Origin of the sequence: Geobacillus proteiniphilus, from assembly GCF_001908025.1 — a bacterium.
Classification (GTDB): domain Bacteria; phylum Bacillota; class Bacilli; order Bacillales; family Anoxybacillaceae; genus Geobacillus; species Geobacillus proteiniphilus.
The window spans coordinates 17707-40959 of record NZ_MQMG01000006.1 but is presented as its reverse complement, the minus strand read 5'-3'; the positions used below and the strand labels follow the sequence as shown (position 1 = coordinate 40959).

The window sequence follows — 23253 nt, the reverse complement described above, 5'->3', positions numbered from 1 at the left end:
GTGTTTTTGTATGCCTGCCCTTGATAATATTGCCTCTTCCTCAAGATTGCACCATCGAATCCTTTCTGTGCGGCATCTCGTCAACGGTTAGAAAGCCGTGTTTTCAATACAGAAACGCTTCATGCAACACAATTGGGACGATGACGTAATCCAGCGATATGCCATTGCAATTGTTATACGTTGTCATTACAATTGAGGGCATAAAGATGCAAAATAGAATGAGGTGAATGTTATGTTTCCTTTCTCTGGAGAGTTGAAAGATCTAGAGTCAAAATTGTTACATACATTAAGAGAATTCGAGTCAATTCAAAAAGCGTTGGATGAATCAACGATTGTTGCGATTACCGACCACACGGGAAAAATTACATATGTGAATGAGGCTTTCTGCCGCATCTCTCAATATAGCCGTGAGGAACTGATTGGAAACACTCATCGCATTGTCAATTCAGGATACCATAGCCGAGAATTTTTTAAACATATGTGGAAAACCATTGGGAAAGGGAAGGTATGGAGGGGAGAGATCAAAAATAAAGCGAAAGACGGGAGTTACTACTGGGTTCAGTCTACTATTGTCCCCTTTTTGGATGAACGAGGAAAGCCGTATCAATACGTGTCGATTCGAACGGATATTACTCGCCTGAAGCAGTACGAAGAACAAATCAAACATATGGTCAACCATGATGATTTGACAGGTCTCCCCAATCGCCGTTTTTTAAGAGAGCAGTTTCCTAAGTTGCTGAAAGAGACGAAAGAGGAGGAACGACTGCTGGCCGTTTATTTTATTGATTTAGCGCGGTTTAAAAACATTAATGATTCATTGGGGCATTCTGTGGGAGACGAAGTGTTGAGACAAATGGCTGCTCGTTTTCGAACAGCATTAGATCAAAAGCTGTTTTTGACTCGCGTGGGCGGTGATGAGTTTGTCGCTGTGGCGCCGCGAGTGAATTATCAGTCTATCCTTGCATATTTGCGGACAATTCAACAAACGTTAGCTCGGCCTTTGATGATTGAAGGAAGAGAGTTCGTTCTTTCCGCCAATATCGGAATCAGCGTCTTTCCTTTTGACGGGCAAGATTTGAATACGTTGCTCGGCAATGCGGACATGGCCATGTATCATGCGAAAGAGAAAGGTAAATTTTATCAATTTTATCATCAGACGATCAATCAGCGACTAGTTAGGGAAACGGTGTTAGAAAGCCATTTGCATCGGGCCATCGAAAGAGACGAACTAATGCTCTATTATCAGCCGCAGTACGATCTGTCTACTGGGAAACTGATCCGCCTAGAAGCGCTGATTCGTTGGTATAATTCAGAACTTGGATGGGTTCGTCCTGATCAGTTTATTCCTTTAGCTGAAAAAATAGGATTGATGCCAAAACTCGATGAGTGGGTGCTGTCTACGGCATGCCGGCATAGGAAAATGTGGAAACAAAGAGGGGGATTCGAAGTGGATTTATCCATCAACCTGTCTGCTTCCCATTTCCAAATACCAGGCATGGCTAAACGGCTCCTTTCCATTATTGAAAGCAATGGAGATGATCCATGTCGATGGGAATTTGAAGTGACGGAACATATTATGATGCAGGATAGTGCAGTCGTGTACGAAAACGTAAGCCAGTTAAAAGAGGCGGGCGTTAAACTGGCGATTGATGATTTTGGCGTAGGGTATAGTTCATTAGGATATATAAAGAAGTTAAAAGTGGACCGTTTAAAAATCGATCGTTCGTTTATCAAAAACTTACCGCAATCCGCTGATGACCAAGCCATTGTGGCTGCTGTGATCACGATGGCTCATCAATTGTCGATGGATGTCGTTGCAGAAGGAATTGAAAATGAGAAACAAATTCAAATATTAAAGGAAATGGGGTGCAACGGAGGGCAAGGGTATTTTTGGAGGCAGCCTGTGTCAGAAGCGGAGATTGGATCGTTGTTGCAATGCAATGAGTGAACAGTTCAAAATGGCAATATAGAGGTTGTCTCGCCATACTCGGGCATGTTGAGGCAACAAATGAAGAGGGAAAGGAGCTGGTTTCATGGAAACGCTCAGACAACGGCTGCGATCCATGGACCAAAAAAGCTATAAGGCATATAAAGCGCTCGAAGGCACGTATCGGTTCCCAACGTTTACGCTCGCAATTGACCATGTGCAAGGCGATCCGTTCGCCGAACCGTCCAAGGTGCGGGTGATCGTGCCGCGGGTGAAAACGGCGCTGGCGGCGGAGTGGACCGATACGAAACCGCGCCGCATTCGCTGTGAGGATTTGCTTTTGCGCCGCGTCCACCGTGAATTGCGGCAATGGCCGCTGCGGGCGCGCGGGTCGGGAAAAAGCGGACTCGTCTTGATTGATGCCCCGGGGCAAAAAGTGTTCGAACGGACGGCGGTGCAAGTGGCTGACGAGACGATTACGGTTTGTTTGTCGGTCGGGTTGCCGGCGAATGGGCGGCGCATTTTGGCGAAAGAAGCCGAGACCATCTTTTTCGAGCAAATTCCATCCGTCATCGAGCGGGCGGTGTACGGCCTTCGGGAAGAGGACATTCGTGCGGCGGTCGAGCTTGCCGATCAGCAGCACGCCATTCGCCGCTATTTGCGTGAGCATGGTTTGGTGGCGTTTGTCAAAAACGGCGCGATTTTGCCGCGCGAAAGCGGAGTGAGTGACAAGCCGATGCAACGCGGGGCGGTGCCGTTTCAAAGCCCGCCGGAGCTGGAGATCGCGATCCCTGTCCCGCACCGCGCCGAGCCAGTGAAAGGCATGGGCATCCGAAAAGGCGTTACGCTTATTGTCGGTGGCGGGTATCACGGCAAATCGACCTTGCTTCAGGCGTTAGAGCACGGCGTGTATGACCATATCGCCGGCGACGGGCGGGAGTTTGTCATCACAGACAGCGGGGCGGTGAAAATTCGCGCCGAAGACGGCCGGAGCGTCGCCAGTGTTGACATTTCCCCGCTCATTGGCACGCTGCCGTATGGAAAAGAGACGAAACAGTTTTCGACGGAAAACGCGAGCGGCAGCACCTCACAGGCCGCGAGCATGATCGAAATGATTGAAGCGGGGGCATCGGCGTTTTTGATTGATGAAGATACGAGCGCGACGAATTTGCTCATCCGAGATGGACGCATGCAGGCGCTCGTGGCGAAAGATGCCGAACCTATCACGCCGTATATCGACAAGGCGCGTCAACTATTTCGCGATTACGGCATTTCGACCGTTCTTGTCGTCGGCGGATTGGGGGATTACTTGGATATCGCGGATTGCGTGATCAAAATGGAGCAGTACGTCCCGTTTGATGTGACGGCAGAGGCAAAACAAATCGCCTTGCAGATGCCGTCGGGACGGAAAGCGGAAGGCGGCGAGTCGTTCGGCTGCATTCATGAGCGCATTCCGCTGCCTGGGAGTTTAAACAGCCAAAAAGGAAAAAAAGAAAAAGCGGTCGCGCGCGGACGGCACGTCATTCAATACGGGCAAACCGATCTATTGCTTTATGCGCTTGAGCAGCTGGTCGATGACAGCCAAACGCGGGCGATTGCCGCGGCGCTGCTGTATATGGAACGAAAAGGATGGTTCGACGGAAAGAAAACCGTCCGCCAACTGCTCGATGCGATCGAAGAACAATGGGATCGCCAAGGCTTGGGCTCCGTTTCGTTCCGAAAAGGGCATCCGGGTGAACTTGCCCGCCCGCGCCGATTCGAGCTGGCGGCGGCGCTGAACCGGCTGCGGACGCTCCGGTGTACCCAGCAGTAGCCATCTTGGAAAGGAGAAAGCCGGTTTGCTTGTTCTTGGCGACGTTTCCGCGCAGGTTGGATTACGGTGTTATTTGGGAGGAGAAATGGCTTGGTTTTTCCCAACCGCAACAAAAAATAGGGGCGCAGGATGTGCGGCAAGGACGTTTGTTTTCCCTGCTAGCCAACGGAACAACGGACGCTCTTGTTTCAACAGGGGCGGCCGCATGCCGGTGTCGGCTTAGGCGCGACCGGTGCGGGGCCGCTGCTCTTGTTCCTATAGACGATGCCTCATGCCCCGGCAAAACACGAATGAAACCGTTTTCTGTCGACGCCTTGCCGATTTTGCTCTAGCGCCATCCATCGATTATGGCTATAATAATGTTTATCAGTGCAACGTGGCGGATGGCGGCGGGAAGCCGCGGGTTGGTTAGGGGGATCAGGGCATGAACAAGTCAAAAGGTTGGATGGAATCGGAAATCAGCAAAGCGTTGACGAAATGGGAAAAAGATTTTCTCGGCCGCGGCTCGGTGTCGGTGAAAACCGATATTTTGCGCGATATGATTATCGTTTCCCTGCATGGCATCTTGACACCTGCTGAGTACGCTCTTTGTGAATCGAAGGAAGGGATGCTGGCGGTGAAACGGTCGCGGACGAGTTTGGTGGAATCGGGCGTCGATGATTTGAAGAAGATGATTTTGGAAATCACGGGTGAAAAAGTAAAAAGCTTTCATACCGATTTAAGCACCCAAACGGGTGAGCGGATTATTGTCTTTAAGCTGTTCAACGATTTGGAGAAACAGTTGACAAAATAAATTTTTCCATGACAAATCAACAAAGTTATTGTATAATTGAAACAACTTTTGTATAGTAAGTATAGAATAAAATAGTGGACGATGCTGTCGGGAGCCCTTCAAAAAACCTACGTGGGCTTAGGTTCGTTGAAGGGAAACCGACCGTCGCCTGCCGCGCGACAACGAACGGGAGATCTTCAAACAATCGAGCGATGATTGGTTGAAGGTAAACCGGCTATGGGCAATCGATAGGCAATGGAACGGCCTTTTTCGGCCGTTTTGCCTGATTGACATAGCCGGTTTTTTCTTTTTTCTCTCGAACGATGTGCAAGCAGATGAGGGGAGGAGATGGCAATGGGGAACGAATGGTTCGCATGGGGATGGCTGGCGGCGATTGCGGTCGTTTTCCTAAGCGCGATCGTGTGGCTGTTTCCGCGCGTGTCGGAACGATATGTGCATGTGCACGTTTGGCTGTTGCTGTTGCCGGGGGCGGCGGCGCTATTCGGATGGATCGGCGCCGGCGGCGCGGTCGACATCGGCCCGTGGCGGTTTGATGCGACGAGCTGGCTGTCCGCCGTTTATATTTCGCTTCTAAGCTGGGCGATTCAACGGTTTGCCGTTCGCTATTTGCACGGCGACCGCCGCTATCGGCTGTATTTCTCGCTCTTGACATGGACGTCATTTGCCGCTTCGCTCACGTGGGCGGCCGGCGACTTGCGGTTGATCGCAGTGTGCTGGGGGCTGCCGCTTGTGGGGCTTGTGGCGTTGACCGCGTTGAAAAAAGAATGGGAGCCGGCTCAGTTCGTTGCCCGGCAGATGGGCATGCTGTTTTTGGCAAGTTGGATTGCTGTGGCCCTCACCGCTGTTTGGCTTGGGGCGAGAGTCGGTGAATGGACGCTCGTCTCGGCGTTGTCGGCGGAACGTTTAGCTCGTCTCGCTCTATGGGAAAGGGCGGTGATGAGCGGATTGCTCATGTTGGCTGCCGTCATTCCAGCTGGGCAATGGCCGTTTCATCGCTGGCTGATGGAATCAGCCGTGACGCCGACGCCGGTGTCAGCGGTGATGCATGCCGGTCTTGTCAACGCTGGGGGGCTCTTGTTTTGGCGCTTTTATCCGCTCTTTAACGAAACGTGGGCGCATGTGGCGCTGTTTCTGATCGCTTTTGCCTCGATTTTGATTGGCACGGGCGTTAGCTTTGTTCATGTTGACTATAAGCGTCAGCTCGTCGGTTCGACGATGGCGCAAATGGGCGTCATGCTTGTGCAATGCGCCCTGGGCGCTTACGGGGCCGCAGTAGTGCATTTAGTGTTGCACGGGTTGTTTAAAGCGACGCTCTTTTTGCAGTCCGGGTCCGTCGTGCCGCGAGTCGGTCGGGCAGGATTGCGAAAAACAGGCAGTTCGTGGCCGGGCGGCATCATCCTCGGCGTGCTGCTTGGGTGGGCCTTTTGGCAGGCGGCTCCGCACGAACCGGCCCGGCTGTTGAGCGCGCTTTTGCTTGCGGCCTCGGCAACGGTTGCCTGGGGACGGCTTACGGATTTTCGCGAAGGCCGTTGGCTGGGCTTTGCGGTTGTCGTTGCTTTGGCGTTGGTGTCCGAAACGGTGCGCCATCAATTTATGGCGCTGCTTCATAACGGGATGCCGTCCGCTTTTTTGCCGCCCGCTTCGTTCGAATGGCTTGTCTGCGCTCTGTTTGTTGCCGCGGCGCTGGTTGCTGTATGGATCGCGAACCGGCGCAGCTCCATGCTTGCCATTCATCTGTACATGTGGCTTGTTCACCTTGGTGAACCGCGTCCGGCGGCGACCGAAGCACACCCGCGTTATTTGGCGTCCTATCTAAAGGAGGGGATGGTTCATGAGTAGAAGCGTCATATCACTTGAACGGTCAACGGAGGCAAAAAAAGCAGCCGCTTGTCCGCTCGAGGCGATCGTCAGCGAAGCGGCGAAGGTGATCGCTCCGCTTTGGCCGATTTCCGCGTTTATCGCCCGCCATCCGTGGATGGGGATGGAAGACAAGTCGTTTGTCGACGCGGCTGACCGACTGCAAGAAGCTTACGGCATCGACTTGTATCCGCCAATGGCCGTTTTTCATGCGGCGCTATCCAAAGGGGAGATTGACGTTTCCTTCATCGAGCGGCGTCTGCAACGATGGTTGGATGACGAGCCGCTTCCTGCGCCGCGCCATGAAGCGGAACGGCTATGCCGCGCCCTCCTTTGGAACGATGCGGTGCCCGAAGAAGCGCTTCAGGTGCCGGAACTGATCGAGTTGGCCGCCGCTATGCCGCTGCGCTCTGTTTCCATCCGCACGCGGTCTGTGTGCCTTGGTTTGGAAAAGCGGTTGGATCAACAAATGATCAAATGGTGCAAGCTGTTTTACGATCCGGGGGAGGCGGCGTGGGCGCTGCCGCACCGCGAGCGCGGCTTTTACGGGGCATGGCGCCGGTTGGCGCCTCTTGATCCGTCCTTGTCCAAGGAGGAGCGGAAACGGCTTTTCGATTGGCCTCACCATCCAGAGGAGGCGCTGCAACGGGCGCTTGAACAGCTCGGAGTGCAGGATGAGGAAGCCGTGGTCTATTTAGAAGCGCATTTATTAGCTCTGCCCGGCTGGGCGGGGATGATGGTCTGGCAATCGCGCCAGGCAGGTGACGAAATGGGCGGATTGATTGATTACTTGGCGGTTCGTTTGTCGCTGGAGTGGGTGTTCACAGCGCCGCATCTGCCGCTGAAGGAGGAAGAAAACGAAGACGATCGTGCGGTTGGGCCGCTGTTGGCCGCCTGGATCCACTGGGGCGGCATGACGTTGGACGACTGGCGGCGCCTGTCGCTAAAAGACCGTCAAGCTCGTCTGGTGTTCGCTGATCGGTTCTGGCGGATTGGCCGCCGCCATCTTTGGCTTGAGGCGTGGGAAGATACGTATGAAGCGAAGCTGAAAGAAGCGGTTCTCACCCGTCAACCTGAGGAGCCAAAAGAGCAGGCGGCAGCGCAGCTATTGTTTTGCATTGATGTGCGCTCCGAGCCGTTCCGCCGTCATGTAGAGGCGGCCGGCCCGTTTGAAACGTACGGCTGCGCTGGCTTTTTCGGCTTGCCGATTCAAACGCGCGTGCTTGACGGCGATGACGCCCATCCGTCTTGCCCGGCGATCGTCGCGCCGCAGCACGAAATCAACGAAACCGCTTCTCCCGAAACGGCGGCGCCGTACCGCCGGCGGCGCGATCTGTTCCGCTTTGTCGGCCGGACGTTTAAAAAAATCAAGCAGCATCTGCTGGCTGGTTTGCTGCTTCCGGAAATGAGCGGGCCGTGGCTCGGTTTGCATACGATCGCCCGCAGCGCGGCGCCGGCTTGGGCCGGGCAAGCCATTCATCAGGCGGAAATGTCGGCGCAACAAAAACCGAAGACGACGCTGTCGCTCGATCGCCAAGGGCATGACGAAACGACTGGGCTGCCGATCGGGTTGACAAAAGAAGAGCAAGTGCAATACGTAAAACAACTCCTCGTCAACATTGGCTTGACGTCCTCATTTGCCCCGCTTGTCGTCGTCTGCGGCCATGAGAGCGAGACGACAAACAACCCGTATGCCTCGGCGCTCGATTGCGGGGCGTGCGGCGGCGCGGCCGGGGCGTTCAACGCCCGCGTATTCGCCGCGTTGGCCAACTTGCCGCACGTGCGGGATAGGTTGGCGAAAGAGGGAATCGTCATACCGGATGAGACAGTGTTCGTCGCTGCTGAACATATCACAACCGTTGACGAGCTGCGTTGGGTGGAAGTGCCGCCGTTATCCGAAGCAGCGAAACAGTCGTTTGAGCAGCTGAAACAGGCGCTTGCCGGCGTCAGCCGCCAAGCCAATGCTGAGCGGATGGCGAAGCTGCCGCATGTCGGCGTCATGCCGCGCGATCCGGTCGTCGAAGCCCGACGCCGCGCCGTTGACTGGAGTGAAATTCGTCCGGAATGGGGGTTGGCGGGGAACGCCGCTTTCCTGATTGGCCGGCGGGCGTTGACAAAGGGCGTTCATTTAGACGGCCGGGTGTTTTTGCACAGCTACGATTGGCGCGAAGATCCGACCGGTGAGGCGCTGGCCGGCATCATCGCTGGGCCGGCCACGGTTGGGCAGTGGATCAACTTGCAATATTATGCTTCGACAGTGGCGCCGCATCATTACGGAAGCGGCGACAAAACGATCCAGACGGTGACCGGCGGCATCGGCGTCATGCAAGGGAACGGAAGCGACTTGCTAGCCGGCTTGCCGTGGCAGTCCGTCGCCGCGTCTGACCGTGAGTGGTTCCACTCTCCGCTTCGGTTGCTTGTTATTATTGAAGCGCCATCTTCCTATATCGAGCGACTGCTCAATGAAAACAGCGAATTTCGGCGCAAAGTCCAAAACGGCTGGCTCCGTCTCGCCTCGATTGACCCAGACAGCGGGGCGTGGGTGAGCTGGGAGGCAGGACGCCTTGCGTCGGTACAGCAACGCTAAAAAGAAACGATATGCCGCTTGCCGGGTTTGTTTGGCAGGCGGCTTTTTTTCGCTGACCGCCAAACGAGGCAGGGAAAATGGATGCACGCCGCGAAATAAGATAGCAGCTGGTGTAACAGCAGCAGGAAAGACGAGGAAAGAGGGAAAGCGGATGAAAACGCAGTTTATCGCTGGTCATGCGCGGCTTCCGGCCGGAATGGCGGCGAAAAGCCTTTACGATACGCTGACGATTACGGCGGAAATTGATAAAAAATACGGGGTGATCGTAGAGGCGTCGTGCACGCTCGCCACCGAACATGGGCGCGATTACGTGGCCCGCCTGCTTCGCGGCCATTCGCTGCGCGATGGCATCGACGGTCTGCTCGCCGAGCTTGACGAAGGGTATTTAGGGAAAGCCCATTCTGCTCTGTGTGCGGCGCTAAAAGATTTGTACAAACAATATTGCAAAATGGAGGAGAAAGAGTCATAAGCAGCTGCCCCACATCGGTTGATGGGGGGCAGCTGCGTTTTTGTGCGGGTCAGCGGTTTGGCCGCCCATGATTTCGTCGGTGCTTCAGTTTTCAGCCGGCCGCCATGCCGGCAGCGTTTTGCGCAGCGGTTTGTCTTGGCGGTAGCCGAGCACATATTCGGCCTGCATGATCGTATGAATTTCCCGCGTTCCTTCGTAAATGACCGGCGCTTTCGAGTTGCGCAAGTAGCGCTCGACCGGATATTCGTTCGAATAGCCGTAGGCGCCATGGATTTGCACGGCATCGTCGGCCGCCTGGTTCGCGTAGTCGCAGGCGATCCATTTGGCAAGCGATGTTTCTCTCGTGCAACGCCGGCCTTCGTTTTTGAGAAAGCCGACTTTGTAAACGAGCAGGCGGCTGATTTGCAAACCAGCTTCCATGCGGGCGATCATTTGCTGGACGAGCTGATGGCGTCCGATTTCTTTGCCGAATGTTTTTCGCTCGTGGCAGTATTTGACGCTCGCCTCAAGACATGCCATAATGAGGCCGACCGCGCCGGCGGCGACAGTGAAGCGGCCGTTGTCAAGCGCCGACATGGCGATTTTGAATCCTTCCCCTTCTTCGCCGAGCAAGTTTTCTTTCGGAACGCGGACGTTGTCAAAAAACAGCTCCCCTGTGTTGCCGGAGCGGATGCCAAGCTTCCCTTTAATCGGGCGCGACGAAAAGCCGGGCATCGTCCGTTCGACGATAAAGGCGGAAATGCCGCGATGCTTTTTCGATTTGTCCGTATAGGCGAATACGAGAAAATGGTCGGCGATGTCAGCGAGGGAAATCCATGTTTTTTGCCCGTTTAAAATGTAGTCATCTCCGTCGCGGACGGCTGTCGTTTGGATGGAAGCGACGTCCGAGCCGGCATTCGGTTCGGTCAGGCCGAACGCGCCGATTTTTTCCCCGCGTGCTTGCGGGACAAGGTATTTTTGTTTTTGCTCTTCCGTCCCCCATTGCAACAGCGTCAAACTGTTCAGCCCGGTGTGAACCGATACGGCGGTGCGAAACGCCGTATCGCCGCGTTCGAGCTCTTCGCAGACGATGGCAAGCGAGTTGTAATCCATGCCCATGCCGCCATATTCTTCGGGAATGCAGACGCCCATTAAATTGAGCTCAGCGAGCCGCTTGAAAATGTTGCGGTCAAATTCGCCGCACTCATCCCATTCTTTGATATAAGGCATAATTTCTTTATCGACGAATTTGCGCACCGTTTGCCGCAGCATTTCTTGTTCGGGTGTAAAGTCGAAGTTCATCATCGTTTCCATCCCCCTATGCAACTGTTTGTTTTTAATGGTTTTCGTGTCAACGTTCGTTTCCCTTGTTTCAGCGGGCGCTGAAGCGGTTGAGGAGAACAACGGTTTATTCATTGGCTTTTGTCGTGCGGACCGTTTTCAGCGGCCGGGTTGCCTTGCCATCCAGCTTCGACCTCGCCGTTATGCTCGCCGGCCAGCGGCGGCGGCAGCCGATAAGACACCGGCGTGTCAGACAGTTTCAGCGGGCTGGCGACAAGCTTTAACGGACCGACGATTGGATGGTGCACCGTGACTGTCATCTCGCGCGCCGCCGTTTGCGGATGGCGGAACAGTTCATCGAGCGTCTGCACCGGCCCGCACGGGATGCCTTTTTCAGCGAGAAGGCGCTGCCACTCCGCCCGCGTCCGCCGCTTGATTTCTTCGTTCAGCCGCTGGTTCAGTTCATCGCGATGGGCGACGCGGCCTGGGTTTGTCTGAAAACGCGGGTCGGATCCGATCGAGCGGTCGGATAGCAGCGTGCAAAGTGCTTGAAACTGCCGGTCATTGCCGACGGCGATGACGATCGGACCGTCGCTTGCCATGTACGTTGAGTACGGCACGATGTTCGGGTGTTCATTGCCGAGCGGCTTCGGGACGTCGCCGGATAACAAATAATTGGCGGCGACATTGACAAGCGCACTCACGGCGCAGTCAAACAGTGCGAGATCAATTTTTTGCCCGCGCCCCGTTTTCTCGCGGGCCAAAAGCGCTGCTTCGATCGCGATGGCGGCATACAGGCCGGTGAACACATCCGTGACGGCGACGCCGACTTTGAGCGGGCCGGTATCCACGGTGCCATTGATGCTCATCCAGCCGCTCATTGCCTGAATGATATAGTCGTAGCCGGCCAATGGAGCGAGCGGTCCTGTTTCGCCAAACCCGGTGATGGAACAGTAGATGAGGCGTGGGTTGAGGAGCGACAACGCTTCATAGCCAAGCCCCCATTGATCCATCGTTCCGGTTTTGAAATTGTGGATGAGGACATCGGCCGTTTCTGCGAGGCGGCGAATCGTTTCCCGTCCTTCCTCGGATTTCAAATTAACGGTCATGCTTCGTTTGTTGCGATTGACGGCCGTATAGTAGGCGCTCATGCCGTTTTGGAACGGCGGCCCCCAAAACCGGGTGTCATCCGATCCGCCCGGCGCTTCGATTTTAATGACATCAGCCCCTAAATCGCCTAAAATCATCGTCGCATACGGGCCGGCCAACACGCGCGACAAGTCGAGCACACGCACGCCATCGAGCGCTCCTGGCATCGATTCCCCTCCTTTCGTTTCACATACAAAAAGCCGGTTCCTATACAGCGTGCAAGATAGGAACCGGCTTGAACGGACTGAGAAGGCATTCCGGCGCGGAGATGCCGTCAGGCCGCACAGTTCTTTTTGCGGTCAGTGCATGAAAGCAAACGGTTGATGCTGCCTGTCAAGCAACGGGGCTATTGGACAGACGGTAGAGGCCGTCCGGTCTGCACAAGCGGCCAAGCTGGCAGGAGACGGCTGCTCGATAATTTTATTATAGATTTTTGTTTGATAATTGTAAATAGTTCGATAAAAATTCGCCCGCCAAAGCCGGCCGGCGAGGAGAAGATGCACGTAGCCGCGTGAATAGCTCTTCGATACAAATGAATGAAAAGAAATCGATCGCGCGGTCGGACAATTTGGCATGAAAAGAGCGCAACATTCACCTAAATTTCTATATAATTGTAGAGAAAGGGGAATCGATGACGCAAAAAAGGAAGTGATGGTGCATGTTCCATGTGTTAGTGACGACAGACGCCAATTATCTTCCGCCGCTGAGAGTCTTGATGCATTCGCTGTTTTGCAACAACCGGCGCCCGTTTACGTTTTACTTGCTTTACTCGCGCATTGCCGAGGAAGAGATTCAGGCGCTTGGCGAGTTTGTTCGCCGGCAGGGGCATGAGCTGGTGCCTATTTACGTTGATCCGCAACTGTTTCATGATGCGCCTGTTTTCCGCCACTATACGGTGGAGATGTATTACCGTCTGGCGGCGCATTTGTTTTTGCCGCCAGACGTCGACCGTGTCTTGTACCTTGATCCGGATATTGTGGCGATCAACCCGATGGATGAGCTGTATGACATGGATTTTGAAGGGAACTTGTTCATTGCGGCTGAGCATACCCATTCGACGAAGGTGGCAAACTTGTTCAACAAGTTGCGGTTAAAAACGCCGAACGCGAAAGGGTATTTCAACACGGGTGTGATGATGATGAACATTGCGATGATGCGCGAACACGTTCGGCTTGCGGACATTTACCAGTTCATTCGCGACAACCGGTTCAAGCTTGTTCTTCCTGACCAAGACGTGTTAAACGGGTTGTACTGGGACAAAATTAAACCGGTCGACTGCTACCGCTACAACTACGACGCGCGCTATTATGACTTTTTGCAGCTTTTGCCCAACCCGAAACACGATTTAGCTTGGATTGAGGAAAACACCGTTTTTATCCATTATTGCGGCAAGGAAAAACCGTGGAAAGACAATTACAAAGGGGAGTTGGGGCGGTTTTACAAACGGTACAGCCAAGTGTTGGAGCTAGAGGGCGAGGCGACGGTGTAGCGCGGCTTGGGAGACGCGTTTAACAAAGAAAGTCTCTCACTTCAAGCAAAGCGAAGTGGAAGCGGTTCACAGGAAAAAGGCGCCCCATCAAAGCGGGCGCCATGTTCGATTACTGTTTGCGCTCTTGCCGGCGGATGCCGGCTGCCGCAGCGCGTGCCTGTGCTTCAAGGTCTTCATGGTCGGCAAATTCTGCCGAGTATTCCACATCGATGCCGTCAGATTTCAACTGTTTCGGCACTTGCGGCAAAGTCGCCTTGTTTTTGTCGCGCGTCCGTTGTCCGCGAGAACGGCCCATCATCCATGCCCCCTATCCAAAAGTGTGAATCGTACGATTCATTCATTAGGATGGCATGGACGGCGCCAGCGTATAAATAGCAATCGTTTCTAATGACGCGCTTTTTTGGCCGTATAGCCGCCCGCTTGGTCCGCCATTTTAAAATCGCGGGCATAGCTTACTTCTTGGGCGCTTGTCAGCGTATGCTTCGCTTTTTCGCGTTTTCGTTTTTCCGCCATCGCTTGTTCCCTCGCTTTGCATCAATATTCCTTTAGTTCCATTTTGCGCGAAATCAGCCGTTTTTATGCGTAAAAAAGAGGATGTCCGTTTGGACAGCCTCTTTTTGCATCAGATGCGCTCTCCCGCGGCTTATGCCTCTTTGCGCTGTTCTTCATTGTGGGCAAAGGAGGGATGGCGCATTGTATAGAGCGTGTAGTTGTCTTTTGTAATTTCGTACAAATTGTATACATCCGCGCCGATTTGCTCGAGCAACGCCCGCCGCGTTTCATTGGCCGGCGTGACGTACGGCAGTTTTTCCGCCGCTTTGATCGAGCGGACGTTGACTTTGCGAATGCGCAAAAACACTGTTTCGATCGACAGCTCATAAAACAGCTCATGGAAAAACGCTTCTTTGGCGCGCCGATTGTAACCGAGCCCGTGATACGGCTTGCCGAGCCACGTGCCTAAAAAGCCGGCGCCATCTTGGATATCAAAGAGGCTGATTGTGCCGATCGGGTTTCCCCATTCGTCCAAAATCGTGCGCGAAATCAATTCGCCACGTTCTTCCGCCTCCATGAGCTGTTTTGTCATGAATAAAAACTCTTCGTACGAGCTGGCTTTTTGGCGCACGAAAGGGAAGACGTCCGGATGCACCATCAGCTCGTACAGCGCATGGCAGTCTTGCAGCTCGCGTTTTTTCAACATGGCCAATCCCTCCTTTGGATGCCGAGGGCAGCCTCCCAGCGGGAACCCACCCTCGAAATTTTTTTATTAAAACTTCATTAAAAAAATTTCGGGGTGGGAATCGAACCCACTAGGACCAGCGCGAGCGCTGGTGGCGCACCATTTGCCTTCCCCTTGTTCCTGTCCGTATGCGATTATGACGACAACTAGCCTAAGGTCTCCTTTATCATACACGATCGGAGGCAAAAAGGGAATTGTTTTTTTGTTAATTTTTTTTGGATATTTTTTGTCGGTCATGGGGCAAAAGCAAATCGGTGAGACAGCCTTCCAACGTTGGAAACGAAAAGCGGAAGCCGGCTTGCAATAGCTTCTCTGGAATGACGTGCTGCCCTTCGGTGACGAGCATGCTCATTTCGCCAAGGAGAAGGCGAAGCGCCCAAACGGGAACCGGAAGCCAATGCGGGCGGCGAAGAAGGCGGGAGACCGTGCGGCCGAACTCGTCCATTTGCACTGGATGGGGCGCGGTGAAATTGATGGGGCCGGACAACTCCTCGTGTTCGATGATGTACGAGACCGCGCGCACGACGTCCTCAAGATGAATCCACGACAGCCATTGCCGCCCGCTGCCGATTGGGCCGCCGACAAACAACCGATACGGCTTGATCATCATCGGCAACGCGCCGCCATGTCGGGCAAACACGACGCCAAAGCGAGCGTAGACGGTGCGGACGCCAAGCTGCTCGATCGGACGGACCGACGCTTCCCATGCTTGGACGGTCTGGGCGAGAAAGTCCCCGCCGTAATCGGTCGTTTGCTCGGTAAATGTTGCGGAGTCCGAAGTGCCGTAAATGCCGATGGCGCTGGCGTTGATAAACAACGACGGGGGACGGGACAGTGAATCGATGTAGCGGCCCATCGCTTCGGTGGCGCGAAGACGGCTGCCAAGGATGATCTCTTTTTGCTTCGATGTCCAACGTTTTCGGTTGAGCGACTCCCCGGCTAAATTAATGGCGACATCGACAGCTTCAGGCTTTCGGTGGTCGTCGAAGGAAAGGTAATGAATGTTGCCTTCGGAAGGTTTGGGAGAGCGGGTGAAAATGTAAATCTCATGTCCTTGCTTGGAAAAATGGCGGGCGAGCGCCTGGCCGATCAGCCCAGTGCCGCCGTTGATGGCGATACGCATCTTGATTCCCCTTCCATTGGTTTATTTTATGACTTCGCTTTTGGTGTCAGAAGTTCCTGCTTATGATACGATAAAAGATAAGGGGGACAAACAATGGGAACGATTGCCGACATTGTCGTAACCGAACAAAATGCTGAACGATTTTGGATTGTCGTGCACCGTGACGGCGCACCGTCGTTGAGATTGACAGTTGATCAAGATGTATTGCTTCAATTCCGCTTGAAAAAAGGGATGGAGATCAGCGACGACCTGCTTCAACATATTGTGTATGCCGATGAGGTGAAAAAGGCGTATCAACAGGCGCTTTACTTTTTGGCGCGCCGGATGCGTTCGGAGCATGAGGTCGCCGCACACTTGCGAAAAAAAGGCGCTCCGGATTCGGTGATTGATGAAGTGCTCAAAAAACTTCGCGCCGAGCGGTATGTCGATGACGAGGCGTTTGCCGCCGCTTACGTACGCACGCAAAAAAAGACGGCGGCGAAAGGGCCGCTTCTCATCCGCGCCGAACTGGAACGGCTCGGTGTTTTGGGCTGCTTGATCGAGCAGAGTTTGGCGGAGTATACGTTGGATGAACAGATGGCCATCGCCCGCTCGCTTTACGAAAAAGCGAAAAAACAGCGCCGGGCTGAATCGGCTCGCGCGTTTTTGGAACGGGTGCGGCAGCAGCTGATGCGCAAAGGGTTTCCGCATGAGGTGATTGCCGCCGTTTTGGCGGATGGCGGCGCTCATACTGAACAAGAAGAACGGGAGGCGCTCAGTGTTCAGGCGGAGAAAGCGCACCGCCGTTATGCGCACCACCCGCGGCCGCTTTATGAGCAAAAGATGCGCCAAGCCCTGTACCGAAAAGGATTCGCACTTGACTTGATCAATGAATGGCTGCGCATGCACGGTAATGACGAGTGATCTCGAATGAAAGGATTTGAAAAAATTAGGGGATATTATCAGTTTTGTCGTTGAATGTTGATCACAAAATCGTTCCAGTTCCATAAATCAAGAGATGTTCTGAACCTTTTGCCGAGTTCCATGTGGATGAAAACGATCCATCCGGAATGCTCAAAAAGGAGGCTTGCCTATGATCAAAGGAGAACAAAAACGGTACAGCGAAATGACGAAAGAAGAACTGCAACAAGAAATCGCCATGTTGACGGAAAAGGCACGCAAGGCGGAGCAGATGGGGATGGTGAACGAATACGCCGTCTACGAGCGGAAAATCGCCATGGCGAAGGCGTATATGCTTAATCCAGCTGATTTTCATCCTGGGGAGATTTATGAAATTGAAGGGGCGCCTGGGGAATATTTCAAAGTCCGCTATTTAAAAGGAGTGTTCGCCTGGGGATGGCGGCTGAAAGGAAATGGTGAGGAGGAGGCGCTGCCGATTTCACTACTTCGTAAACCGAATTTGCCTCAATCATGATGGGCGGGACAAGTTCACAGTCGGACGGAAAGAGAGCCTAAAAACCTAGGGAGGGTGTCTCCCTAGGTTGTTTCGCTACGACTGCTTGCGCGTCTGCCGCTCTAAAATGATGAGGTCAAGCGTTTGTTGCGTTTCGCCGTTTACTTGCGAGTGGGCGTGTTTTGGATTGGCCCACGGCTGCCCGAACGGATTGGAGTAAAAGTTGTCATAAAATTTTTTGCGCCGATGGTGACCCATGATTGTTCACCTCGCTGCGGAATGTGCCGGGGGAGTGCGGCGAACGATGCCGTGCTCCCCCTTCATGTTAAAAGAAATCGCTTCGTTCGCCGGAGGCGCGCATCCGTTCTTGCGGGTGGGTGTTGGTCGTGCCGTCGGCCCGCTTCGAGGCGTACTCGGCCTTGGCGCGCGGTTCGCCTTCGAACTTGTTGTTGTTTTGGTTCGGGAAGTTGTGCGCTTTGTTCCGCACGGCACATTCCCTCCTTAACGGCGTGCTCGTGTTGGATGGCCAACACGTATTTTTATTATGGGACACCCTGTAGCGCTTATGTGTGGCAATGATTGGGGCGGAGCCCATCAGCCGTTTGGAGCAAGTTCGAGCTTTTTGCGCAGTTTGCCTTCGCTGAAAATCCAGCCGGTGTATGAGCTGACAATATTGAGATCGCGGTCGAGCTGGACGACAGCGACAAACGGGTAATACCCTTTGCTTCGATAGCGTAAATCAGTAAAGCGCACTTCGTAGTAATCATCGTATTCGTTCATTTCCCAACGGTAAACCGGGGAAAAAGATAAGAAAGCGGCGATATTTTCGTCGCGTTTGGCGGCGTTCATCACCGGATGGTCGGGAAGCGCACGCTTTTGGAAGCGGTCAAGGATGATGAGCTCGCCGCGTTTGACGCGGGCGACGTAAAATTCGTCGCAGGTTGAAATGGCTAAATGCCATTCGCGCGGCCGCCATGTCGGTACGGTGATGATCTCGGTCACCCCGGCGATCGAGGCGCGCACGAGCCGTTTGATGTTGGCCTGCTGGCGGAAGCGAAGCCCATAATACGCAGCGATAAGCACGTAGACGACAAGAAACGTATAACCTGGATGGGCGCCGAGAAACAAGCCGCCGACGCCAACCAAATGAAGCCCAAAAATGACCGGATCAAACGTATGAATCACGCCAAGGGCGATCCATTTTTTTGTAAACGGGCGCAACGCCTGGGTTCCGTAAGAGTTAAAAATGTCAACAAACACGTGCAAGGCGACGGCAACAAACGTCCAAAGCCAAACGCGAAGCCAATCCGTTTTCGGATAGATGGCGGCCATCACGCTGACGATGAGCAGCGGCCAAAGAACGACGGCGGGAATCGAATGGGTGATGCCGCGATGGTTGCGAATATATTTGGCGTTGTTGCGCAATTTGAAAATCGTATCGATATCCGGCGCTTGCGAGCCAGCGAGCGCGCCGATCAACACGGCGTGGGATAAGAGCGGATCGTGGGCGATCGCAGGGTCAAGTGAAGCAAGACTGCCGAGCGCCACCCCCATCAAAACATGTGTGCCTGTATCCAACGTGAAGGCGCCTCCTTCTTGCAGCATCGTTGCATGTTCGGATGGAAACTGTCTGTTGTCTCTCGGCCGGAGCACATCTTTCTTTTTCATGCAACTATTAGTATGCCCCACCTTGTGTTCAGCCAATAACCGTTTGAGGCATTGGCCGAAAGGAGGCGAGAGACAAACAAGGTTATGGCTAGTGTATCATACGGTGACAATCGTTGGCGAGAGGCGGAACGACCAATTTCACAAAGTTTCAAAAAAGGAAACGATTGATAGACAGTGGAGTGAGAAAAGGAAACAGGAAGAAAGCCATTCGTCAGACGAAAAGGGAAGCGCTTCAGCCAAACAACGAAAAGCGCCCCGCATGAGGCGGGACGCTTCGTTGATCATCTCGAACGGAGAAGCTCCCCACTTCAACGCTTATATAGGTGTAAGTGGGGGAACATTCAATTCTGCTGGAAGATCGGTTCGCCGTCCGTCCTTTCGGCGGCTCATTGGTCAACCGTCCTTTTCTCTGCCAGCCGATCGATTAGCCGTCATTTCTGAGCCGTTTGCCGATCGCTTTGAGAGCGGACAGGAAAAAGCGGATCGCGCGGTTGATGTCCGGGTCATTGAGCGCTTTAAGCAAATCAAACAACCCGATTTTTTTTGTTTCGGCGGAGTTTTGTTCGTACGCCTCCAGCGCGCCGGCGGCGATGTGCTCAAGCAGTTTCGCCGTTTTCTCCGGATCAAGTGAAGCAGCAAGGCCAGCTATGGCGAATGCGTGGTTGATCATTGTTGTCACCGGTTTTTGGTTGAGCTGGCCGACGACGATTTTCGCCACGTCTTCCCGCGCTTTTAACAAGGCGTTGGCCGCTTCGAGCAGGCCGCTTTCATGGAGCTGCTCGATGAACTCCAAGAGCTCGCGGACCGCCTCTTCACTGTCGCCGACAGCGGCTTTTAGCTTGGCCAGCGCTTCAGCTCGTTTTTCTTCCTCAGTCATTTGGCGCTTTTGAATGGTGGTAATCGGCTTAGCCACCGATCGTCACCCCCTTGTTTTCCTCGGTGAGCGGCACGTAGTCGCTTCGCCGCCACTTCCGCTCCACCTCGACGCCGTTTTGCGGATGCCGCTTTTTAAAGCGCGGATTTGTGCGCGGCAGCGGCGTCTTGCCGGATCGTTCAATGACTTCCATGCGCACGCGGGCTTGTTTGTAAGCCGGCGTGTTCGTGCGATGGTCGGTCTGCGGGCCGGTCAGCATGTTAATGGCGCTCTCATTGGCTGTGGAGTGCATCGGCAAGAACAGTTCATTGCCTCTGACTCGATCGGTGACGAGCACGCGCACTTTGACGCGGCCGTACGGCGAGATGAGCCGGACGAGCGCCCCATCTTCAATGCCGCGCTCTTTGGCGAGTTCAGGGGATACTTCGACGAACACTTCTGGGAATTTATGCTCGATGCCTTTGGATTTGTACGTCAAGTTCCCTTCATGGAAATGCTCAAGCAGCCGGCCGTTGTTGACGAGAAAATCGTACTCTTCCGGATATTGCACCGGTTCGACCCAATCGGCTAACGCAAAGCGGGCTTTGCCGTCCGGGAAGTTGAACCGCTCTTTGTACAACAGCGGCGTATCGGCGCCGTCGTGGCTGCCCCAGCAAAGGCTGTTCCAGCCCTCAAGCCGGTCGTAATGCGCTTGTGAGTACAGTGGAGCGAGGCTGGCGATTTCATCCATGATTTCTTTCGGACCGGCGTAATTCCAATCGGCGCCAAGCCGCTTCGCGATTTCTTGAATGATCCACCAGTCTGGCTTGGAGTCGCCAAGAGGCTCCAGCGCTTGGTAAAACCGTTGGATGCGGCGCTCCGTATTCGTGAATGTTCCTTCTTTTTCCAAACTTGGCGCTGCTGGCAAGATGACATCAGCAAATTGCGCCGTTTTTGACAAGAAAATGTCTTGAACGACAACAAAGTCAAGCTTCGCCAACGTCTCTTGCACATGGTTGGCGTTGCAGTCGACCAGCGCCATATCTTCGCCGATGATATACATCGCTTTCAGCTCGCCGCGCTCGGCCGCTTCGAGCATTTGGATGTTGTCAAGGCCTGGTTTCGCATCGATGCGGACGCCGTACGCTTTTTCAAACTTCGCTCGCGCCTCATCATCGGTGACATGTTGGTAGCCAGGCAGCCAAGCGGGAAGCGAACCCATGTCGCAGGCGCCTTGGACGTTGTTATGGCCGCGGAGCGGGAACGCGCCGGCGCCTGGGCGCCCGTAGTTGCCGGTTGCCAAAAGCAAGTTGGAAATCGCCGCCGATGTATCGCTGCCGCCCGTGTTTTGCGTCACACCCATGCCCCAGAGGACGCACGTGCCGTCTGCTTCATGGATCATCTCGGCGATGCGGATGAGGTCAGCTTTGGCGACGCCAGTGACTTGTTCGGCATAATCAAGCGTATATTTTTCCAGCAATTGCTTAAACTCTTCAAAGAAATGGACGCGCTCGCGAATGAACGCCTCATCGTGCCAGCCTTGGTCGATGATGTATTTTGTCACGGCCATCAGCCATACTTGGTCGGTGCCTTGTTTCGGGCGGATGAACAGGTCAGCCCGCTCGGCCATTTCATTTCGGCGCAAGTCAGCGACAATGAGTTTTTGGCCAAACAGTTTATGCGCCCGTTTGACGCGGGTGGCGATGACCGGATGCCCCTCGGCCGGGTTGGCGCCGATGATGATGACAAGGCCGGCTGAAGCGATGTCATGAATCGTGCCGGAATCGCCGCCCATGCCGACCGTGCGGAACAGGCCATCGGTCGCCGGCGACTGGCAGTAGCGCGAACAGTTGTCGACATTGTTCGTTTCAAATACTTGCCGTGCGAGCTTTTGCATTAAATAGTTTTCTTCATTGGAAATTTTCGACGATGAAATAAAACCGATGGCGTTGCCGCCGTATTGCCGCTTGATCGCCCCGAGCTTTTCCGCGACCAAGTCGAGCGCTTCTTCCCATGTCGACTCGACGAACACGTCGCCTTTGCGAATGAGCGGTTTCGTTAGGCGCTCTTCGCTGTTGACGAAATCCCAGCCGAATTTTCCTTTGACGCATGTGGAAATGGCGTTGACCGGCGCTTCGGATACAGGCTGGATTTTTAAAATTTTCCGCCCTTTCGTCCACACTTCAAACGAACAGCCGACGCCGCAGAACGTGCAAACCGTTTTCGTCTTTTTGATCCGTTGTTCGCGCATGGCTGCCTCGATTTCAGAAATGGCGAAAATGCTCGTATAGTTTGGCTCGACTTCCTTGACAAAGTCGATCATCGGGTTGAGCACTTGTTTGTCCAAGCCAGTCAGAAAGCCGGCTTCGCCAAGCATCGATTTTTCCATTAACGCGTTGCACGGACAGACGGTGACGCAATGCCCGCAGCTGACGCACGACGATTCGTTGATCGGCACCCCGCCGTCCCAAACGACGCGCGGCCGTTCCGCTTCCCAATCGATCGAAAGCGTTTCGTTCACTTGCAAGTTTTGGCAGGCCTCGACGCATTGCCCGCAGGCGATGCATTGATTCGGGTCGTAGCGGTAGAACGGATGCGACATGTCCACCTCGGACGGGTCGACTTTCGGCCGGTACGGATATGTTTGATGTTCAATTTGCATCATTTCCGCCGTGTTGTGCAGCTTGCAGTTGCCGTTGTTGTTATCGCACACCGTACAGTACAATAGATGATTTTCCAACAGGCGGTCCATCGCTTCTTTTTGCGCTGCCTTTGCCCGCGGCGAGCCGAGTTCGACGACCATGCCATCCTCAACCGGCGTCGCACAGGCACGAAGCAGCGTTCCGTTGACTTCAGCGATGCACGTGTCGCATGTCTGAATGGCGCCAAGCTCCGGCGTATAACAAACTTGCGGATGCGGAAGACCGTGTTCATTGACGACTTCCAAAATCGTCATCCCGGGCTTGGCGCGGTAGGCACGCCCGTTGATGGTTACCGTCACCATTTGCGCTTCCATCGTCGCTCCCCCTTTGTCAAAATAAAAAACTCCACCAGCGACGAGACGAATGCTTCATCGTGGGTGGAGTAGTTCTTTAGCATAACGATACTAAACAACCAATCCAAACTTTTTATATTTAGTAGAAAAATAACAAGGCCGCTTCTTGCCTTATTATTTTTCCACTATGTATACATTTGCTATAGTTTATTATAGTACGGCAAAACGAAGAACACAACGGATGGGCTGGAACTTTTTCTGGTGGCTTTCGGAAAGGGGGAAGAAAAATGTCCAAAAAAGAAGCCGCTTTCAACGATATTGTGCGCAAAGTGCGCAAACAGCTGTTTGGCAAAGGGCCGGAGCGGATTAAAACGTATTTTGTCGACAACTTGGCGATTACGATTTTGCATGGCAATTTGACGCCGACAGAAAAATTTATCGCCCGCACGCCGGAAGGCCGAGAGATGGTGCATGCAGCGAGAACGAAAATGATCCAAGACGTGTACGCCCAACATGTGCCGGACGGCATGGAAGAGCTCATCGGTTCGAAGCTTCTTTATTTGTTCAGCGACATTAAAGTGGAAGAAGATATGGCCGTATCGGTGTTCGTGTTTGAAAAACCGATTGAATTGTGACGATT

21 protein-coding genes are annotated in these 23253 nt (G+C 53.9%); 10 read left to right on the top strand and 11 right to left on the bottom strand.

Annotation, left to right across the window (positions count from 1 at the left end; translation table 11 throughout):
- The first annotated feature begins 253 nt into the window (after positions 1-253).
- The 6 genes from BRO54_RS03630 to BRO54_RS03600 all read left to right on the top strand — a co-directional run bounded on the left by BRO54_RS03630 (position 254) and on the right by BRO54_RS03600 (position 9446).
- The gene (locus BRO54_RS03630) at positions 254-1948 is read left to right on the top strand and encodes a putative bifunctional diguanylate cyclase/phosphodiesterase (RefSeq protein WP_033024745.1); all 1695 of its coding nucleotides are present in this window, start codon (positions 254-256) and stop codon (positions 1946-1948) included.
- Positions 1949-2033: 85 nt separating this feature from the next.
- Complete coding sequence (locus BRO54_RS03625; protein WP_074043168.1) at positions 2034-3740, top strand: ABC-ATPase domain-containing protein; 1707 nt, start codon at positions 2034-2036, stop codon at positions 3738-3740.
- Between the two features lie 424 nt (positions 3741-4164).
- A complete protein-coding gene (locus BRO54_RS03615; RefSeq protein WP_074043167.1) occupies positions 4165-4533 on the top strand; it encodes a Na-translocating system protein MpsC family protein in 369 nt (122 codons plus the stop codon).
- A 333-nt stretch (positions 4534-4866) separates the two neighbouring features.
- Positions 4867-6372 (top strand): NADH dehydrogenase subunit 5, encoded by a 1506-nt coding sequence (locus BRO54_RS03610; protein ID WP_074043166.1) that lies wholly within the window; start codon positions 4867-4869, stop codon positions 6370-6372.
- Positions 6365-8977 (top strand): DUF2309 domain-containing protein, encoded by a 2613-nt coding sequence (locus tag BRO54_RS03605; protein WP_074043165.1) that lies wholly within the window; start codon positions 6365-6367, stop codon positions 8975-8977. Before BRO54_RS03610 ends, BRO54_RS03605 begins: the two co-directional genes overlap by 8 nt.
- 151 nt (positions 8978-9128) lie before the next feature.
- On the top strand, positions 9129-9446 hold the full coding sequence (locus BRO54_RS03600) for a DUF3870 domain-containing protein (protein ID WP_033024718.1): 318 nt from the start codon (positions 9129-9131) through the stop codon (positions 9444-9446).
- A gap of 84 nt (positions 9447-9530) precedes the next feature.
- Here the strand turns inward: BRO54_RS03600 and BRO54_RS03595 are convergent, their stop codons facing one another.
- Both BRO54_RS03595 and BRO54_RS03590 read right to left on the bottom strand, forming a co-directional pair.
- Positions 9531-10730, bottom strand: coding sequence for an acyl-CoA dehydrogenase family protein (locus BRO54_RS03595; RefSeq protein WP_033024719.1), 1200 nt, complete (start codon positions 10728-10730; stop codon positions 9531-9533).
- A gap of 107 nt (positions 10731-10837) precedes the next feature.
- On the bottom strand, positions 10838-12022 hold the full coding sequence (locus BRO54_RS03590; protein ID WP_033024720.1) for a CaiB/BaiF CoA transferase family protein: 1185 nt from the start codon (positions 12020-12022) through the stop codon (positions 10838-10840).
- 491 nt (positions 12023-12513) lie between these two features.
- On the opposite strand from BRO54_RS03590, the gene BRO54_RS03585 reads away from it, so the two are divergent.
- Entirely contained in the window at positions 12514-13344 is an 831-nt protein-coding gene (locus BRO54_RS03585; RefSeq protein WP_011229951.1) for a glycosyltransferase family 8 protein, read from the top strand.
- Between the two features lie 109 nt (positions 13345-13453).
- Here the strand turns inward: BRO54_RS03585 and BRO54_RS03580 are convergent, their stop codons facing one another.
- From BRO54_RS03580 to BRO54_RS03565, 4 genes are all read right to left on the bottom strand, one after another.
- On the bottom strand, positions 13454-13639 hold the full coding sequence (locus BRO54_RS03580; RefSeq protein ID WP_011229952.1) for a YfhD family protein: 186 nt from the start codon (positions 13637-13639) through the stop codon (positions 13454-13456).
- An 89-nt stretch (positions 13640-13728) separates the two neighbouring features.
- Positions 13729-13857 (bottom strand): YfhE family protein, encoded by a 129-nt coding sequence (locus BRO54_RS03575; RefSeq protein WP_013146323.1) that lies wholly within the window; start codon positions 13855-13857, stop codon positions 13729-13731.
- 130 nt (positions 13858-13987) lie between these two features.
- The gene (locus tag BRO54_RS03570; protein ID WP_011229954.1) at positions 13988-14542 is read right to left on the bottom strand and encodes a GNAT family N-acetyltransferase; all 555 of its coding nucleotides are present in this window, start codon (positions 14540-14542) and stop codon (positions 13988-13990) included.
- 244 nt (positions 14543-14786) lie between these two features.
- Positions 14787-15704, bottom strand: coding sequence for a TIGR01777 family oxidoreductase (locus BRO54_RS03565; RefSeq protein WP_074043164.1), 918 nt, complete (start codon positions 15702-15704; stop codon positions 14787-14789).
- Positions 15705-15797: 93 nt separating this feature from the next.
- On the opposite strand from BRO54_RS03565, the gene recX reads away from it, so the two are divergent.
- Together recX and BRO54_RS03555 are read left to right on the top strand one after the other, a co-directional pair.
- Entirely contained in the window at positions 15798-16607 is an 810-nt protein-coding gene (recX, locus tag BRO54_RS03560) for a recombination regulator RecX (RefSeq protein WP_074043163.1), read from the top strand.
- Positions 16608-16776: 169 nt separating this feature from the next.
- Positions 16777-17118 (top strand): YfhH family protein, encoded by a 342-nt coding sequence (locus BRO54_RS03555; protein WP_011229957.1) that lies wholly within the window; start codon positions 16777-16779, stop codon positions 17116-17118.
- Positions 17119-17193: 75 nt separating this feature from the next.
- On the opposite strand, the gene BRO54_RS03550 is transcribed toward BRO54_RS03555, so the two are convergent.
- From BRO54_RS03550 to fdhF, 5 genes are all read right to left on the bottom strand, one after another.
- The gene (locus BRO54_RS03550) at positions 17194-17355 is read right to left on the bottom strand and encodes a YpzG family protein (RefSeq protein ID WP_074043162.1); all 162 of its coding nucleotides are present in this window, start codon (positions 17353-17355) and stop codon (positions 17194-17196) included.
- Between the two features lie 67 nt (positions 17356-17422).
- On the bottom strand, positions 17423-17584 hold the full coding sequence (locus BRO54_RS03545; RefSeq protein WP_031405636.1) for a small, acid-soluble spore protein K: 162 nt from the start codon (positions 17582-17584) through the stop codon (positions 17423-17425).
- Positions 17585-17691: 107 nt separating this feature from the next.
- Entirely contained in the window at positions 17692-18675 is a 984-nt protein-coding gene (locus tag BRO54_RS03540; protein ID WP_074043177.1) for a metal-dependent hydrolase, read from the bottom strand.
- 514 nt (positions 18676-19189) lie between these two features.
- Entirely contained in the window at positions 19190-19678 is a 489-nt protein-coding gene (locus BRO54_RS03535) for a helical membrane plugin domain-containing protein (RefSeq protein ID WP_074043161.1), read from the bottom strand.
- A complete protein-coding gene (gene fdhF / locus BRO54_RS03530) occupies positions 19671-22634 on the bottom strand; it encodes a formate dehydrogenase subunit alpha (RefSeq protein ID WP_074043160.1) in 2964 nt (987 codons plus the stop codon). Before fdhF ends, BRO54_RS03535 begins: the two co-directional genes overlap by 8 nt.
- 266 nt (positions 22635-22900) lie before the next feature.
- On the opposite strand from fdhF, the gene BRO54_RS03525 reads away from it, so the two are divergent.
- Positions 22901-23248 carry a Na-translocating system protein MpsC family protein gene (locus tag BRO54_RS03525; protein ID WP_011229964.1) on the top strand — a complete coding sequence of 116 codons (348 nt, stop codon included), beginning with the start codon at positions 22901-22903 and terminating at the stop codon, positions 23246-23248.
- The last annotated feature ends 5 nt before the right edge of the window (positions 23249-23253 follow it).

Excerpts from the sequence above, each read along its gene's own strand:
- BRO54_RS03550 (WP_074043162.1), bottom strand. The coding sequence starts at position 17,355 with ATGGGTCACCATCGGCGCAAAAAATTTTATGACAACTTTTACTCCAAT.
- BRO54_RS03595 (WP_033024719.1), bottom strand. The coding sequence starts at position 10,730 with ATGATGAACTTCGACTTTACACCCGAACAAGAAATGCTGCGGCAAACG.
- BRO54_RS03625 (WP_074043168.1), top strand. The coding sequence starts at position 2,034 with ATGGAAACGCTCAGACAACGGCTGCGATCCATGGACCAAAAAAGCTAT.
- recX (WP_074043163.1), top strand. The coding sequence starts at position 15,798 with ATGGGAACGATTGCCGACATTGTCGTAACCGAACAAAATGCTGAACGA.
- BRO54_RS03580 (WP_011229952.1), bottom strand. The coding sequence starts at position 13,639 with ATGGGCCGTTCTCGCGGACAACGGACGCGCGACAAAAACAAGGCGACT.
- BRO54_RS03615 (WP_074043167.1), top strand. The coding sequence starts at position 4,165 with ATGAACAAGTCAAAAGGTTGGATGGAATCGGAAATCAGCAAAGCGTTG.
- BRO54_RS03575 (WP_013146323.1), bottom strand. The coding sequence starts at position 13,857 with ATGGCGGAAAAACGAAAACGCGAAAAAGCGAAGCATACGCTGACAAGC.
- BRO54_RS03555 (WP_011229957.1), top strand. The coding sequence starts at position 16,777 with ATGATCAAAGGAGAACAAAAACGGTACAGCGAAATGACGAAAGAAGAA.
- BRO54_RS03590 (WP_033024720.1), bottom strand. The coding sequence starts at position 12,022 with ATGCCAGGAGCGCTCGATGGCGTGCGTGTGCTCGACTTGTCGCGCGTG.
- BRO54_RS03605 (WP_074043165.1), top strand. The coding sequence starts at position 6,365 with ATGAGTAGAAGCGTCATATCACTTGAACGGTCAACGGAGGCAAAAAAA.
- fdhF (WP_074043160.1), bottom strand. The coding sequence starts at position 22,634 with ATGGAAGCGCAAATGGTGACGGTAACCATCAACGGGCGTGCCTACCGC.
- BRO54_RS03600 (WP_033024718.1), top strand. The coding sequence starts at position 9,129 with ATGAAAACGCAGTTTATCGCTGGTCATGCGCGGCTTCCGGCCGGAATG.
- BRO54_RS03565 (WP_074043164.1), bottom strand. The coding sequence starts at position 15,704 with ATGCGTATCGCCATCAACGGCGGCACTGGGCTGATCGGCCAGGCGCTC.
- BRO54_RS03525 (WP_011229964.1), top strand. The coding sequence starts at position 22,901 with ATGTCCAAAAAAGAAGCCGCTTTCAACGATATTGTGCGCAAAGTGCGC.
- BRO54_RS03610 (WP_074043166.1), top strand. The coding sequence starts at position 4,867 with ATGGGGAACGAATGGTTCGCATGGGGATGGCTGGCGGCGATTGCGGTC.
- BRO54_RS03570 (WP_011229954.1), bottom strand. The coding sequence starts at position 14,542 with ATGTTGAAAAAACGCGAGCTGCAAGACTGCCATGCGCTGTACGAGCTG.
- BRO54_RS03585 (WP_011229951.1), top strand. The coding sequence starts at position 12,514 with ATGTTCCATGTGTTAGTGACGACAGACGCCAATTATCTTCCGCCGCTG.